This is a genomic window from Salinisphaera dokdonensis CL-ES53 (assembly GCF_040361215.1).
GTDB lineage: Bacteria > Pseudomonadota > Gammaproteobacteria > Nevskiales > Salinisphaeraceae > Salinisphaera > Salinisphaera dokdonensis.
In genome coordinates, this window is record NZ_APND01000004.1 from 135065 (window position 1) to 149836 (window position 14772).

Annotated in this window: 14 protein-coding genes; 13 read left to right on the plus strand and 1 reads right to left on the minus strand. The window is 62.8% G+C overall.

Going from position 1 to position 14772, the window contains the following annotated elements; all coding sequences use genetic code 11:
• The first annotated feature begins 18 nt into the window (after positions 1 to 18).
• The 10 genes from fabD to SADO_RS13050 all read left to right on the plus strand — a co-directional run bounded on the left by fabD (position 19) and on the right by SADO_RS13050 (position 8751).
• On the plus strand, positions 19 to 981 hold the full coding sequence (gene fabD, locus SADO_RS13005) for an ACP S-malonyltransferase (RefSeq protein ID WP_353112077.1): 963 nt from the start codon (positions 19 to 21) through the stop codon (positions 979 to 981).
• A gap of 44 nt (positions 982 to 1025) precedes the next feature.
• Positions 1026 to 1781 (plus strand): 3-oxoacyl-ACP reductase FabG, encoded by a 756-nt coding sequence (gene fabG / locus SADO_RS13010; RefSeq protein ID WP_353112079.1) that lies wholly within the window; start codon positions 1026 to 1028, stop codon positions 1779 to 1781.
• Between the two features lie 103 nt (positions 1782 to 1884).
• The gene (gene acpP, locus SADO_RS13015) at positions 1885 to 2124 is read left to right on the plus strand and encodes an acyl carrier protein (protein WP_353112081.1); all 240 of its coding nucleotides are present in this window, start codon (positions 1885 to 1887) and stop codon (positions 2122 to 2124) included.
• 98 nt (positions 2125 to 2222) lie between these two features.
• Positions 2223 to 3464 (plus strand): beta-ketoacyl-ACP synthase II, encoded by a 1242-nt coding sequence (fabF, locus tag SADO_RS13020; RefSeq protein WP_353112083.1) that lies wholly within the window; start codon positions 2223 to 2225, stop codon positions 3462 to 3464.
• A gap of 38 nt (positions 3465 to 3502) precedes the next feature.
• On the plus strand, positions 3503 to 4870 hold the full coding sequence (locus SADO_RS13025) for an aminodeoxychorismate synthase component I (RefSeq protein ID WP_353112085.1): 1368 nt from the start codon (positions 3503 to 3505) through the stop codon (positions 4868 to 4870).
• A complete protein-coding gene (gene pabC / locus SADO_RS13030) occupies positions 4863 to 5675 on the plus strand; it encodes an aminodeoxychorismate lyase (protein WP_353112087.1) in 813 nt (270 codons plus the stop codon). The genes SADO_RS13025 and pabC overlap by 8 nt, the downstream gene beginning before the upstream one ends.
• A 100-nt stretch (positions 5676 to 5775) precedes the next feature.
• Positions 5776 to 6726, plus strand: a complete 951-nt coding sequence (gene mltG, locus SADO_RS13035; protein WP_353112677.1) for an endolytic transglycosylase MltG — start codon at positions 5776 to 5778, stop codon at positions 6724 to 6726.
• Positions 6726 to 7361 (plus strand): dTMP kinase, encoded by a 636-nt coding sequence (tmk, locus tag SADO_RS13040; protein ID WP_353112089.1) that lies wholly within the window; start codon positions 6726 to 6728, stop codon positions 7359 to 7361. The genes mltG and tmk overlap by 1 nt, the downstream gene beginning before the upstream one ends.
• On the plus strand, positions 7358 to 8383 hold the full coding sequence (locus tag SADO_RS13045) for a DNA polymerase III subunit (protein ID WP_353112091.1): 1026 nt from the start codon (positions 7358 to 7360) through the stop codon (positions 8381 to 8383). Before tmk ends, SADO_RS13045 begins: the two co-directional genes overlap by 4 nt.
• On the plus strand, positions 8380 to 8751 hold the full coding sequence (locus SADO_RS13050; protein WP_353112093.1) for a PilZ domain-containing protein: 372 nt from the start codon (positions 8380 to 8382) through the stop codon (positions 8749 to 8751). The genes SADO_RS13045 and SADO_RS13050 overlap by 4 nt, the downstream gene beginning before the upstream one ends.
• 13 nt (positions 8752 to 8764) lie before the next feature.
• Here SADO_RS13050 and SADO_RS13055 read toward each other — a convergent pair whose 3' ends face one another.
• Positions 8765 to 9466, minus strand: a complete 702-nt coding sequence (locus SADO_RS13055) for a TetR/AcrR family transcriptional regulator (protein ID WP_353112095.1) — start codon at positions 9464 to 9466, stop codon at positions 8765 to 8767.
• Positions 9467 to 9729: 263 nt separating this feature from the next.
• Between SADO_RS13055 and SADO_RS13060 the strand changes: the two genes are divergently transcribed.
• The 3 genes from SADO_RS13060 (at position 9730) to recQ (ending at position 14712) form a co-directional block, all read left to right on the plus strand.
• Positions 9730 to 11982 carry an acyl-CoA dehydrogenase gene (locus SADO_RS13060; RefSeq protein ID WP_353112097.1) on the plus strand — a complete coding sequence of 751 codons (2253 nt, stop codon included), beginning with the start codon at positions 9730 to 9732 and terminating at the stop codon, positions 11980 to 11982.
• A gap of 200 nt (positions 11983 to 12182) precedes the next feature.
• Positions 12183 to 12896, plus strand: a complete 714-nt coding sequence (gene trhA, locus SADO_RS13065) for a PAQR family membrane homeostasis protein TrhA (protein WP_434547911.1) — start codon at positions 12183 to 12185, stop codon at positions 12894 to 12896.
• A gap of 31 nt (positions 12897 to 12927) precedes the next feature.
• Positions 12928 to 14712: a DNA helicase RecQ gene (gene recQ, locus SADO_RS13070; RefSeq protein ID WP_353112101.1), complete on the plus strand. Its 1785-nt coding sequence runs from the start codon at positions 12928 to 12930 to the stop codon at positions 14710 to 14712.
• The last annotated feature ends 60 nt before the right edge of the window (positions 14713 to 14772 follow it).

Below are 14772 nucleotides of genomic sequence, written 5' to 3' on the forward strand. Positions count from 1 at the left end.
TTGTTCACGACGGTTTATATGTCGCGTTTCGGGATGATCTTTCCCGGGCAGGGGGCCCAGTCGGTCGGCATGCTTTCAGCATTGGCCGAACGTTATCCGGTAGTTGCGGACACCTACGCAGAAGCCAGCGAAGCGCTGGGTTATGACGTCGGCGATCTGATCAACAACGGTCCGGCCGACCGGCTCGACCAGACCGAGTTCACCCAGCCCGCACTGGTTACGGCCGGTGTGGCGGTATGGCGTATCTGGCAAAGCCGCGGCGGACGTACGCCGGAGTTCCTGGCCGGACACAGCCTCGGCGAGTACACAGCGCTCGTAGCCGCGGACGCGCTCGACTTCGGTGATGCACTGCGCCTGACGCGTATGCGTGGCAAGGCCATGCAGAATGCGGTCGCGCCGGGCGAAGGCGCCATGTCGGCCGTGATTGGTCTTGAGGACGACGCGGTGCGCGAAGCCTGCGCCCAGGCCGAGCAGGAGCACGCCAGCGATGGTCTCGTGGTTTCCGCCGCGAACTTCAATGCGCCGCTGCAGGTAGTCGTAGCAGGCCACGCAGAGGCCGTGGCCACCGCGGGACGTCTCGCCAAGGAAAAAGGCGCGAAGCTCGTGAAGCCGCTTGCGGTGAGCGTGCCGTCTCATTGTGCGCTCATGCAGCCGGCTGCCGAGCGTCTGCAGGCACACCTGCTCGAGATTCCGCTGCGTCAACCGAAGCTCACGGTGTTGCACAACGTCGATGCGCAACCGCGCGAAGATGTCGACGGTATCCGCAAGGCCTTGGTGCGCCAGCTCGCCCAGTCCGTTCTTTGGGCGGATACGATCCGTGCGATGCGTGCGGCTAATTGCGAATTGTTTATCGAGTGCGGACCGGGCAAGGTGCTTTCCGGGCTGAACAAGCGCATCGACAAGAGCGTGACGTCGCTGCCCTTGTCGGATAGCGAGAATCTGCGCGAGGCCCTGACTGCAACACAGAACGAAGACGATTAGTCGCGCTTTTTGCGTGACACCGGCCTGAGCAACACAGGAACCTCATGACAGATCGCAAACTATCCGGCCAGGTCGCGCTGGTGACCGGCGCCTCTCGGGGCATTGGCGCGGCGATTGCCGATCAGCTGGCCGCTGACGGCGCGACCGTTGTGGGCACTGCGACCAGCGACGACGGCGCAACCCGAATCGACGAACGTCTGGGCAAGGCCGACGTGCCCGGCGCGGGTCGTCGTCTGGACGTGACGGACGAGGACGGCGTCACCGCGCTCATCAAGGACATCACGAAGGAATTCGGCGCGCCGACGATCGTGGTCAATAACGCGGCCATCACGCGCGACACGCTGCTCATGCGGATGAAAGAGTCGGACTGGCAGGCGGTGATCGACGCCAATCTGTCGGGCGTGTTTCGTGTCTCCAAGGCGGCACTGCGCGGCATGATGAAGGCACGCGGCGGGCGCATTGTGAACGTGGCATCGGTCGTGGGCCTGATGGGCAACGCCGGACAGACAAACTACAGCGCCGCCAAGGCGGGCCTGCTGGGTTTCACCCGTTCGCTTGCACGCGAAGTCGGATCGCGTCAGATTACAGTCAACGCCATCGCACCTGGCTTTATCGAAACGGATATGACCCGCGATCTCGACGACAAGACCCGTGACACCATGCTGGAGCAGATCCCGCTGCAGCGGCTTGGTAGCGTCGACGATATCGCCGCGAGTGTCGCGTTTCTGGTTTCCCCATCGGCCGCCTACATCACCGGCGAGACGCTCAGCGTCAACGGCGGCCTGTACATGGGGTCCTGAGCTTCTGGCGAGGCCAACCCTTTTTCCCTAGAATGGCGCGCGGTTCGCGAGGGCGAATGCGCGCGTTAGACGCGTAAACCATAGTCAATCAGGAGAGAATCCGATGAGCAGCGTTGAAGAACGAGTACAGAAGATCATTGCCGAGCAGCTTTCGGTGAGCGAAGACCAGGTCACCACGGAAGCGTCGTTCGTCGACGATCTCGGTGCGGATTCCCTGGATACCGTCGAACTGGTCATGGCGCTTGAGGAAGAGTTCGAGATCGACATCCCGGACGAGGAAGCCGAAAAGATCGTGAACGTCAAGGACGCGGTCGACTACATCAAGTCACACGCCGAAGGCTAGAGACTTCTTGTGTTGTCGGTTCGGCTTCAGGAGCCGGCCGGCCAGACTCAATTACACCGCCGCAGTCATGCGGCGAATAAGCAAGTAGGGGGCCCCCGTTGAGACAGCGTCGTGTAGTGGTTACCGGGCTGGGTCTGATTTCCCCGATGGGCCTGGATGTGGAATCGAGCTGGTCGGCAATTCTGGCCGGTCGCAGCGGTATCTCGAATATCGAAAGCTTCGATGTGTCGGGCTACCCGACGCGTTTCGGCGGCCCGATTCGTGACTTCGATGTCACCCAGTACATGTCGGGCAAGGAAGCCAAGCGTTACGATGCCTTTGTGCATTACGGCGTCGCGGCTTCCGTGCAAGCGTTCAACGACAGCGGTCTGGAGCTCGACGACGAGTACAACGACCGCGTCGGCGTGGCGGTGGGTTCCGGTATCGGGGGTATCGGAACCATCCTCAAGACCTGTGTCGGCTTTCACGAAGCCGATTACAACGCGAAAAAAGTTTCGCCCTTCTTCATTCCCAGCAGCATCGCCAACATGGCGGCCGGGCAGGTATCCATTCAGTTGAACCTGCACGGGCCGAACATCGCAGCGGTGTCTGCCTGCACGACCGGCGTGCACAACATCGGACTCGCTGCCCGCCTGATCGCGGCCGGCGATGCGGATGCCATGCTGTCCGGCGGTTGCGAGATGGCGGTCAACCCGATCGGGCTGGCCGGGTTCTGCGCAGCACGCGCACTATCCAGCCGCAACGATAATCCCGAAGCCGCCAGTCGGCCGTGGGACAAGGACCGCGACGGTTTCGTGCTGTCCGATGGCGCAGGCGTGGTAATGCTCGAAGAGTACGAGCAGGCCAAGGCGCGTGGCGCCAAAATCTACGGCGAAGTCGTCGGCTTCGGCATGAGTGGTGACGCACATCACATCACGCAGCCGAGTGGCCGCGGTGCTCGCCAGTGCATGGCGAACGCGCTGGCCGATGCCGAAATGAACCCGGACGCGTTGCAGTACATCAACGCCCACGGCACGTCCACGAACGTGGGCGATGTGTCGGAGAGCCAGTCGATCGAAGCCGTCCTGGGCGACGCCGCGAAAGATGTCGCGGTCAGTTCGACCAAGTCCATGACCGGGCACATGCTCGGCGCGGCAGGCTCGGCCGAGGCCATCTTCACGCTGCTCGCGATCCGCGACCAGGTGGCGCCGCCGACCATCAATCTCGATAATCCGGCCGAAGGTTGCAATCTCGACTACGTGCCGCATGAGGCGCGTGATATGCAGATCGATGCCGCGCTGTCGAATTCCTTCGGTTTCGGGGGCACTAACGGCTCGCTGATCTTCAAGCGTCTCGATTGAGACGCTCGCCCGGCGTCCATACACGCCAGGCGGGATCGGTGCGCGACTACGAGCACGACGATCTTCGGATCGTCGAAGTGCCGGCGTCCGAGGCGCCGGATCTGCTCCGGCTGGCGAGTGCCGAGCCGGAGCGCTACCCGTTTCTTCTGGAAAGCAGTGCCGGCGCGGCCGCGCAGAGCCGCTTCGATATTCTGCTGGCCTATCCCGATCGCGTCATTCGTGCTCGCGCGGATCAGGACGGCGCCGACTTTTTCCATGCGATAGACGCACTCGATCGCGATTCGCGTCGTGAGGCGATCCCGGGCGTGCCCTTCGTAGGCGGCTGGTTCGTCTACCTTGGCTACGAGATGGCCGGATGCGTCGAGCCCACGCTGCAACTGGCGCCCGACCCGGATGCGGCTTTCCCGGACGCGTTCGCCGTCCGCTGCCCGGCTGCGATCATCCATGACCGGCGCGAGCGCCGCCTGTTGTTTGTCGCCGAATGCGCCGGCGACAGCGAGAAGCAACTCGCCCAGATGCGGGAGGATTTCGCGAAGCAGGACGAGGCGATCGGCACGGATCCGTTGGTGGCCGAGTGGGCCGAGTCGCCGCCCGACGCCTATACCGCCTCGGTCGAGCGCGCCCGTGAGCTTATCCACGCCGGTGATGTGTTTCAGGTGAATCTGTCGCGCGCGTGGCGGGGCGAACTGCACGCCGACGCGTCGCCCGCGAACGTGTATGCAGCGCTGCGGCGAGCAAATCCGGCACCGTTCTCGGCGCTGGTGCAGTGGGAAGGCGCAGCTTTGGCCTGTTCCTCGCCCGAGCGGCTCATGCTCGTCGACGATGGGGTCGCCCAGACGCGACCCATTGCCGGCACGCGTGCACGTACCCCGGGAACCGATGCCGGCATGACACAGGAGCTGCTAACCCATCCCAAGGAACGGGCCGAGCACGTGATGCTCATCGATCTCGAGCGCAATGATCTGGGTCGGGTCTGTCGTCCCGGTTCGATTGTCGTGGATGAGCTGATGGTGGCCGAATCCTATGCGCACGTTCATCACATCGTTTCGAACATTCGTGGTGCACTCGCGGCCGCCGTCGGCCCCGGTCAGGCACTGCAGGCAGTTTTCCCGGGCGGCACAATCACCGGCTGTCCGAAAGTGCGCTGCATGGAGATCATCGCCGAGCTCGAGGGCGAAGGACGCGGGCCGTATACCGGGAGCATCGGTTATCTAAGCCGCTGCGGACGCCTCGATACCAATATCGTTATCCGGTCGCTGACCCAGCGCGGCAAGCATCTCACCCTGAGGACGGGCGCCGGAATCGTCGCGGATTCAAATCCTGATAAGGAACTTGAGGAAACGCGCGTAAAAGCACGCGGCGTATTGAGAAGTTTTATAGATAGGACAGGTCACGCCTATGGCTGACAGGGTTCTGGTCGACGGCGAATTCGTCGCGTCGGTGCCCAGCACGGATCGCGGCCTGGCTTATGGCGACGGCATCTTTCGAACCGTGCGAATCGCGCGCGGCAACCCGGTCGCTTGGCCAGACCACCTGGCGCGTCTGCGCTTCGATTGTGGCGCGCTTGAACTGCCGACGCCCGACGGCGCGCAGCTGACGAGCGATATGCGGCGCCTGTTCACCCGCGATGACGACGGCGTGTGCAAGATCATGGTCACGCGTGGCAGCGGCGGACGCGGATATACGCCGCCGACCGGAAGCGTGCGGCGCATCGTGGCGGCACATGCGTTGCCGGCCCACGCCGACGTCGTACCCGAGCCGCTTGAGCTCGGGCGTTCGTCAATCGTGCTGGCGGGTCAGCCGCGGCTGGCGGGGGTGAAACATCTCAACCGGCTGGAACAGGTGCTCGCGCGTGGCGAGTGTGAACGACTTGGCCATGCTGATGCATGGATGTCCGATAGCACGGGATTCGTGGTCGCCACGACCATGCGAAACCTGTTTTTCATAGACGAGCAGGGCTGTTGGCATACCCCCGCGATCACCCGAGCCGGTATCATCGGCGCAACGCGGCAACGGCTCATGCGCGCGATGAGGCAGCGCCATGTCGAGCTGCTCGAGCGCGATATATCGCCGCAGGAACTTGAGGGCTTTGTGGGCGCTCTGGCCTGTAACAGCGTAGCCGGAATCGCGGCGGTCGCGCGTATCGACGGTCGGGCGCTCGCAGGCAGTGACCAGGCCGCGCAATGGGCGCGTAGCATTCTGGATTCGTAACGACATAACGCCGCGTTGAGCGGTCACGGAAGAAAACAGGCAGGTGCCGGTGATCAAGCGTTTTATCTGGATAGTCCTTGCGGTCGGGTTGCTCGCTGTCGTGGCGCTCGGTCTGGACGCGGGGCGATTCTTCACGTCGCCGCTGCATAACACATCAGGCCAGCTCGTCACGGTGGAGTCTGGGATGAGTTTCAAATCCATCGCCGATCGGCTGGTGGAAGAGAACGTGATCGTAAACCCGCGCGACGCCCGCTACCTGTCGCTCTATGCGCGTTATCAGGGTGTGGCAAACCAGATCAAAGCGGGCGAGTACGCCGTGCCGGCACGCCAGACCCCTGCACATTTGCTGGAGCTTTTGGTCTCGGGTAAGACGCGCCAATACCGGATCACGCTGGTCGAAGGCCGGCGCTTCAGCGAAATCCGTGAGCAGCTCGAGGCCAACGACGCGCTCGAGCAAAAGCTCACTGGCAAGACCGAGGCTGAGGTGATGGCCGCGATCGGTCACCCTGACGAGCAGCCCGAAGGGCGCTTCATGCCGGACACCTACTTGTTCCCCCGTGGCATGACGGATATCGCCTTCCTGAAGCGCGCCTACGATTCCATGCAAACCTTTCTCGACGATGCGTGGGAGAACCGCTCCGAGAGCACGGTTGTCGAGTCGCCGTACGAGGCGCTGATTCTGGCGTCCATCGTCGAGAAGGAAACGGCTGTGCCCGCAGAGCGTGGCCGTATTTCCGGGGTGTTCACCCGGCGTCTCGAGAAAGGCATGCGTCTGCAGACCGACCCGACCGTGATCTACGGGATCGAGAATTACGACGGCAATATCCGACGCTCCGACTTGCGCCGGGATACCCCCTACAACACCTATACGCGTGCCGGACTGCCGCCTACGCCGATCGCCATGCCTTCGCGTGCAGCAATCAAGGCTGCCCTCGATCCGGCGCCCGGCAGCGCGCTTTATTTCGTGTCGCGTGGCGACGGCAGCCACGTGTTCTCCGATTCACTGGCCGATCATAACCGGGCCGTCGACAAGTACCAGCGTGGGTCTTGATGACCGAAACGAATATACAAGCCGGGCGACTCATCACGCTCGAAGGCGGTGAGGGCGCCGGCAAAAGCACACAGATCAATACCGTAGCCGCGCTACTCAAGGAACGCGGACTGAAGGTGGTGACCACACGCGAGCCCGGCGGGACGCGCTTGGGCGAGGCGGTGCGCGGTGTACTCATGAACGAGTACGATCACCCCATGCCAGCCATGAGCGAGTTGCTTCTGATGTTCGCGGCTCGCGCGGCTCATCTGGCGCAGGTGATCGAACCGGCGCTCGCCCGCGGCGCCTGGGTGGTCACCGACCGTTTTACCGATGCGAGCTATGCTTACCAGGGCGCGGCCCGCGGCCTGGGCGACGACGCGGTGGCGACACTTGAGCGACTCGTTCAAGGCGAGCGCCGGCCGGACGGTGTGCTCGTGTTCGATATCCCGGTGGAGCAGGGGCTCTCCCGGGCGGGCAAGCGTGGTCACGGCAATCGTTTCGATCGCGAGACCGTCGCGTTCCATGAGCGCGTTCGCGCATCGTATCTTGCGCGTGCTGAAGCGGCGCCGGAGCGTTATCGCGTGATCGATGCTGCAGCGCCGCTTGACCGGGTGCGGGAACAGATCGAATCGGCGCTCGCGAGCTGGCCGTGAGCGAAAGCGCGCCTGAACTCACGTCGCCGCCGTGGCACGAGCCGCTGTGGGCGCATATGGCGCAAGCCATCGAGACCGACCGCGTTGCCCACGGGCTACTGGTCTGCGGGCCGCCCGGCGTCGGAAAGCGCCGTTTCGCGTCGCGAGTCGTCGCGGCGCTACTTTGCCGTGAACGCGTGCCCAGCGGCGACGGCTGCGGCCAATGCCCGACCTGTCGACAGCGAATCGCCGATACCCATCCGGATATTTCCCGGCTCGTTCCGGAAGAGCGGGGCAAGCTGATCAAGGTCGAGCAAGTACGGAGCTTTTCGCAGCGCCTGCAGCTCACACCGCAGTACTCGACCGGACGTATCGGTTGGATCGAGCCGGCCGAAGACTTGTCCGCCAGCGCGGCGAACAGTCTGCTCAAGACCTTGGAGGAGCCGCCGCCCGATTGCCATATTGTGCTCGTAACCGACCGTGTGTCTGCGCTCATGGCGACGGTGCGTAGTCGCAGCCAACTCTGGCGCGTGCCGCCGCCTGACCCGGATACGGCCCAGCGCTGGCTCGATGGAAATGGCATCGATACGTCGCAGCTCGACGCGGACAGTCTGCGTGCGCCGTTTGCAGCGGTTGAACGTGGCGATCGCGACTACCCGGCGTTGGTCGAGAACTGGGATGCCGATCTGGCGAATGCGATTCGTGGACGCGAAGACGCAGCCAATGTATCGGAACGGCTGTCGGCGCCGCCGAGGGACTTGTTTCTCGACTGGCTCTATCGCCGTGCCGGCGCCATGCTGGCCTTGGCGCTGGAGGCGGCAGAGACCGGCATGGACCCGGCTGAAACCACGCCCGAACGCCGCGATTTGCCCGAATCGCTGGCGCGTATCGCCATTCGTCTCGATCCGGTCGTGTTCCAGCCCTGGTGTGCCCGAGTGGCCGATACAGCCCGACTGGCGCGTACTAACGCCGATTGGCAGCTGGTGGTAGAGTCGTTATTTCTGAGCCTCAAGAGCTGCGTCAAACGCAGGCGAACGCCATGATGACCGAACCCAACGTCGCCAGTCAGTCCGGCATCGTGCGGCTGGATATCAAGGACCGCGACGAGCTGTTTCTCGCGTATATGCCGTTTGTAAGCAACGGGGGCCTGTTCGTCACGCAGGCGGCGCTCGGCAATGCACGCTGCGATATGGGCAGCGACGTTTTCCTGCTCATGCATCTGGTTGAGCAGAACGAGCGGCTGCCGGTCGCCGGCAAGGTGATATGGGTGACGCCGCGTAACGGCGGCGCACAGCGTCCGTCCGGGGTCGGCATCCAGTTTTCGAATCAGGACAATGGGGCGACCCAGCGCCGTCTGGAAACGTTGCTCGCCGGCGCGCTCGAAAGCCCCCGGGCGACCCACACGCTCTAGCGAGCGCTCACGTTCAGCCGGTCGCTGCGCTGCTTTCCTGCTGCATCGAGCGGCCCATCAGCTGTTCGGCGAGCACCTGTTCGCTCGCGATTGCTCGCCAGACCATGTTGAACAGCGCTGGCGCCTTAGCCGCCAAGGGTTTCTTGCGCCCCCGCAGCAGCCACATCGCGACCATGCGATTGGCGACGCCCCAGATGAAGTCTGAAATCTCGATCTCGTCGACTTCGCGAGTCAGGATGCCGCGCTCGCGTCCATCCTGAATGACACCGAGGAACACCGACATCAATGCCGGTTGGCGGAAAGTGTCATCGTCCCGCCACGTGCTCAGATAGACCGAACTGAGGATAATCTGCGCGACCTTGGGGTTACGCTCGAAGTAGTCGAGCAGAACCCAGAATACCTTGCGTAGCTGATCTTCGAAGTTCTCGATTCCCTGAAGATGGTCGATCATGCGGGTGGCCAGCTCACCCAACCAGGTATCCAGACTCGCGAAAAGCACGGCTTCCTTGCTGCCGTAGTACTTATAAAGCGTCTGGAGGCTGATGCGTGCCTCGCGTGCAATGTTTATCAGCTTGACCCGGTGAAACTCGCGTTCCGAAAACAGGTCGAGGGCGGCGAATTCAATTCGCTCGCGGGTGGCTGGATCCAGCCGGGCCAGGGTGCGCTCGCGTTCGCTCGTAGTCTTCGGATAGCGGTCGATCAAAGTAATCACCATTACACAGCATGCATGGCATAACTCTAGCAACCTGAACGGGCCGCCCCAAGTTTGTGTAACTGCTTGAGATAATTGTGGGCAACTTGAAAACACACAGGGTAATCCCGTGCGTCGTCGGGCGCGCACGCTCGGAGAATAATCACAATTATCTTTGTGCGCTGCATTATCCCGGCGTATAGTTCCAGTGAACGAAAGTCAATTGTCCCGGCGCGATTCGCCCGGTTGTTCCGGTGGCATGGTCGCTGGAACTCAACGGAGACGTCATGTTTGCCACGCTTCTAAAAAAGATCAACGACGCCAAGCTGTTGCCGAAGATCTCCGACACCGAACGTCAGGCACTCGAAGCCGGCTCGGTATGGGTTGACGGCGAATTCTTTGGCGGTAATCCTGATTTCCAGAAAATCATGGGAGAGGCCTATCCCGGGCTTTCCGCCGAGGAACAGGCATTTCTCGACGGGCCGGTCGAAGAGCTGGTGCACATGGTGGACAGCTGGCAGCTGCGCGAGACGCGCCGTATTCCCGAAGATGTCTGGCAGTTCCTGCGCGACAAGGGCTTTTTCGGACTGATCATTCCGAAAGAGTTCGGTGGCTCCGGCTTCTCCGTACTGGGTCGCAGTGCGGTGATGATGAAGACGTCCGGTCTGGGGCCGATCGGCACGCTCGTTGTCATCCCCAACACGCTGGGTGCTGCCGAGCTGCTCATTGAATACGGCACGCCGGAACAGAAAGACAAATACCTTCCACGTCTTGCCTCGGGCGAGCTCGTACCTTGCTTTGGCCTCACGGAGCCGACCGCCGGCTCGGATGCGGCATCGATCAAGGCCGAAGGCGTTGTCTTCAAGGACGAGAACGGCGAAGCGAAGATTCGTCTCAATTTCTCCAAGCGCTATATCACGCTTGCCCCGGTTGCGAATATCGTGAGCCTGGCCTGTTCGCTACACGATCCCGACAACATTCTGGGCAAGGGTGAGTTCCCGGGCATTAGCGTGGTCATGCTCGAGAAGGGTACCGAAGGCCTAGGCCTGGGCGATCACCATCTGCCGATCGGCCCGTTCGATAACGGCCCCATATACGGCAAGGACGTTATCGTGCCGGTCGACAATATCGTGGGCGGCCCCGACGGCGCCGGCCAGGGTTGGCGCATGCTCATGGAACAGCTCGGCGGCGGCCGTGCCGTATCGCTGCCTGCCGGCGGCGTCGCGCTAGCCAAGATCAGTGCAGCGGCGACCGGCCCGTACAGCATCGTGCGTGAGCAGTTCGGTATTCCGGTCGGCCTTATGGAAGGTGTGGAAACCCGAGTTGCCCGTATTGCGGCGCTGACCTATGTCATGGAGTCCGCGCGCATCTATGTCTGTGCCGGTGTCGATAACGGCAATCATCCGCCGGTGATTTCCGCAATCCTCAAGCAGCAGACCACCGAAGTGGGCCAGCAGCTGGTAACCGATGGCATGGACGTCATGGCGGGCGCCGGCGTCATGCAGGGCCCGAACAATATTCTCGGCGGAGGCTATGTCGGCGCGCCGGTCAGCATCACCGTAGAGGGCGCGAACATCCTCACGCGGACGCTGATGATCTTCGGCCAGGGCGCCGTGCGCTGTCACCCGCATGCGCTGGATACGCTCAACGCCATCGAAGCCGACGACGTGCCCGCGTTCCGCAAGGCGATTCTCGGCTGGATGGGTCACTCCACCACGAATTTCTTCCGCGGCATCGTGCGCGGTGTGACCCGTGGCTGGACGGTCCGCACGCCGGTCAAGGACGAGACCGCGCAATACTTCCGCAAGCTGGGCTGGGCCGCGAGCCGGTTCGCCTTCATGACCGATCTGGCGATGTTCCTGATCGGTGGCAAGCTCAAGCAGCGCGGCAAGCTGTCGGGTCGCTTTTCGGATGCCTTGTCGTGGATGCTGTTCGGCGTGACGACGCTGCGCCGCTTCGAGGCCGAAGGCCGCCGCAAGGAGGATCTGCCGCTCGTGCACTGGGCGCTTCGCTATAGCCTGCAGCAGATTCAGCTGGCGTTCGAAGGCATTTATGCCAACTTCAATGTGCCGGTGATCGGCTGGTTCCTGCGGTATCCGGGTCGTTTCTGGCTCCGTATCAACCCGCTTTCGACCGGTCCGAAAGACAGCATGGACCGTGCAGTCGCGGCCAGCATCCAGAAGCCGGGCGAGCAGTACGAACGCGTTGCCGGCGGCCTCGGTACGCCGCGTGAAGACGAGCCCGGCATGGGGCGTCTGCTACACGCATGGCGGCTGGTGAGTGAAGCGCAGGGCGCGACCCGCAAGGTGCGCAAGGCGTTGCACAAGAAGCAGATCAAGGCGAACGATCTCGTCGAGGCAATCGAGCCTGCCGTCGAGGCTGGCGTGATTACTCAAGACGAGGGCGAGACGATCCGCAAGGCTGAAGCCGCGCGGATGGAGGCGATCCAGGTGGATACGTTCTCGGCCGAGGATTACTACAAGGACGAAGTGTCCGACAATCGCGAAGCGCCGCGTATGGCACGCGCCGCCAACGAATAGTCGGTCATTAATCGGAGTTGATTGGATGGGCGCCCTCGAGGCGCCCGTTTTTATTGGTGCACACCGCGACGCGTCTTGACGGGCGTTGAAGCATAAATTTCAAGCTACCGCTGCGGCGTAGCGAATACCGCAGCCGGGCCTGGAAGGGCGTGTCGCTATCGTCGCGATTGCACCGGCAAATGCCGCCGGCGCATGGCAGAATGCGCGGCATGAACACGACCGCCAGCAATACCACCAAGCCACGAGTGAACAGCTCGGGCTATACCCTGGGTGAAGAGATCGCCAATGCGATCACATCCGGCATCGGGACCGCCTTGTCGATTGGCGGACTCGTGGTGCTCGTGGTGTACGCGGCGCTGCGCGGCGACGTCTGGCATGTCGTGAGCGTGAGCATCTTCGGCACCAGCCTTATTCTCAGCCACCTGTCGTCGACGCTGTACCACGCCATAGCGCCCCCGCGTGCCAAGAGTGTGCTCAAGGTCTTCGATCATCTCGCGATCTACGTATTGATCGCGGGTACCTATACGCCGTTCACGCTGGTGAATCTGCGCGGCGTATGGGGCTGGAGCCTGTTCGTATTGATCTGGGGCTTGGCGATCGGTGGCGTGCTGATCAAGCTCACGCGCCTGAATGACGTGAAATACCTCTCGACTGCGTTCTATGTCGCCATGGGCTGGACCGTGGTGCTCGTGATCGGGCCCGTCATCGACAACGTCGCCATGGGCGGCGTGTGGTTGCTGTTCGCGGGTGGTATTTCCTACACGGTTGGCGTGTTGTTCTATGTGTGGAACCGGATGCCCTATAACCATGCGATCTGGCATCTGTTTGTCATCGGCGGCAGCGTCTTCCACTTCTTTGCGGTGCTGTTCTACGTGATCCCGCTGGCGCCGGCCGCTCTCGATCTGCTGGGCTAGCGTGAGCGGTCACGCCACGACCCCCACGGGGGTGCTGCAGTCTGTTTTCGGTTACGACGCCTTTCGTGGGCGTCAGGCCGAGATCATCGAAGCGGTGTGCGCGGGCGAAGACGCGCTGGTGCTCATGCCTACCGGCGGCGGCAAGTCGCTTTGTTACCAGATCCCAGCGCTGGTGCGCGACGGTGTGGCGATTATCGTGTCGCCACTGATTGCACTCATGTCCGATCAGGTGGCTGCGCTCGAACAGCTCGGCGTGCGCGCGGCTTATCTCAATTCCACGCTGGAATTCGGCAAGCAGGTCGAAATCGAACAGGCCATGCGTGCCGGCACGATCGACCTGGTCTACGTCGCGCCCGAGCGGCTCATGCAGCCGCGCATGCTGGATCTGGTCGGCGACTGTCATATCTCGTTATTTGCGATCGACGAGGCCCATTGCGTGTCCCAGTGGGGGCACGATTTCCGGCCCGAGTATCGCCAGCTCGCCGCGCTTGCGGATCGGTTCCCGAATATTCCCCGCGTGGCGCTTACGGCCACGGCCGATTTGCCTACCCGCGACGAGATCGTTGAGCGTCTGCGCCTGGAACAAGCCGCGGTCTATCTGCACAGCTTCGACCGGCCCAATATCCAGTACCGGGTGGCCGAGCGAGGCAGCGCGCGCCAGCAGCTGCTCGATTTCATCGACCGCGAGCACGACGGCGACGCCGGTATCGTCTACTGCCTATCGCGCCGCAAGACCGAAGAGACCGCGGAATGGCTGAACGTGCGCGGCAAGACCGCGCTGGCCTACCACGCGGGCCTGCCGGCGGCCCTGCGCCAGACCCACCAGGCGCGCTTTCTACGCGAAGAGGGCGTGATCATCTGTGCGACGGTCGCCTTCGGCATGGGTATCGACAAGCCGGATGTACGCTTTGTCGCCCATATCGATCTGCCCGCGAGCATGGAAGCCTACTATCAGGAGACCGGCCGTGCCGGGCGTGACGGCGCGCCGGCTACTGCGTGGATGCTCTACGGCCTCAATGATGTCGTGCAGCGCCAGCGCATGATTGAGCAGGGCAACGCGCCCGAAGAGCGTAAGCGCGTCGAACGAACCAAACTGGACTCGATGCTGGCGTACTGCGAACTGGCCAGCTGCCGACGCATAAGCCTGCTCGGTTATTTCGGCGAAGAGTGCGATACCGCCTGCGGCAATTGCGACACCTGCTTGAACCCGCCGGAAACCTACGACGCCACGCGCAATGCCCGCATGGCGCTGTCGGCCGTCTATCGCACCGGCCAGCGTTTTGGCACCGGTTACGTGATCGATCACCTGCGCGGTGCAGCCAGCGACCGGGCGAAAGAGCTGGGCCACGACAAGCTTTCAACGTTCGGCGTTGGCGGCGAGATCGAAACCAAGCAGTGGCGTTCGGTATTACGCCAGCTGATCGCACTGGGCCATGTCCGTGTGGATCCGGCGTATGGCGGGCTTGGCCTTGGGCCGGATTGTCGTGATCTGCTCAAGGGCGAGGAGACGCTGGAGCTGCGCGTCGATCGCAGCGGCAAGCGAAGCCGCAGCCGCAGCCGGCTCAAGAAGGAGCTGCCGCCAATAGAGCTCGAGGACGAGCCGCTCTGGGAAGCCCTGCGTGAGTTGAGGCTTAGTCTCGCGAAGGAACAGGACGTGCCGCCTTACGTCATCTTCCACGACGCGACCCTGCGCGAGATGTTGGCCCGCCGGCCGACCGCCGTAGGCGAGCTCGCCGACGTGCCGGGCATCGGCGAGAAAAAGCGGGATGCCTACGGGCGTGCCTTCGTGGATGTCATCGCCGCCCACGTCGATTAGCGATCGCCAATGGTTCAGCTGGGCCCGTCTGAACAAGCTGTGAGCACGGCGCCTACATCC

Excerpts from the sequence above, each read along its gene's own strand:
- fabD (WP_353112077.1), top strand. The coding sequence starts at position 19 with ATGTCGCGTTTCGGGATGATCTTTCCCGGGCAGGGGGCCCAGTCGGTC.
- fabG (WP_353112079.1), top strand. The coding sequence starts at position 1,026 with ATGACAGATCGCAAACTATCCGGCCAGGTCGCGCTGGTGACCGGCGCC.
- acpP (WP_353112081.1), top strand. The coding sequence starts at position 1,885 with ATGAGCAGCGTTGAAGAACGAGTACAGAAGATCATTGCCGAGCAGCTT.
- pabC (WP_353112087.1), top strand. The coding sequence starts at position 4,863 with ATGGCTGACAGGGTTCTGGTCGACGGCGAATTCGTCGCGTCGGTGCCC.
- tmk (WP_353112089.1), top strand. The coding sequence starts at position 6,726 with ATGACCGAAACGAATATACAAGCCGGGCGACTCATCACGCTCGAAGGC.
- SADO_RS13050 (WP_353112093.1), top strand. The coding sequence starts at position 8,380 with ATGATGACCGAACCCAACGTCGCCAGTCAGTCCGGCATCGTGCGGCTG.
- SADO_RS13055 (WP_353112095.1), bottom strand. The coding sequence starts at position 9,466 with ATGGTGATTACTTTGATCGACCGCTATCCGAAGACTACGAGCGAACGC.
- SADO_RS13060 (WP_353112097.1), top strand. The coding sequence starts at position 9,730 with ATGTTTGCCACGCTTCTAAAAAAGATCAACGACGCCAAGCTGTTGCCG.
- trhA (WP_434547911.1), top strand. The coding sequence starts at position 12,183 with ATGCGCGGCATGAACACGACCGCCAGCAATACCACCAAGCCACGAGTG.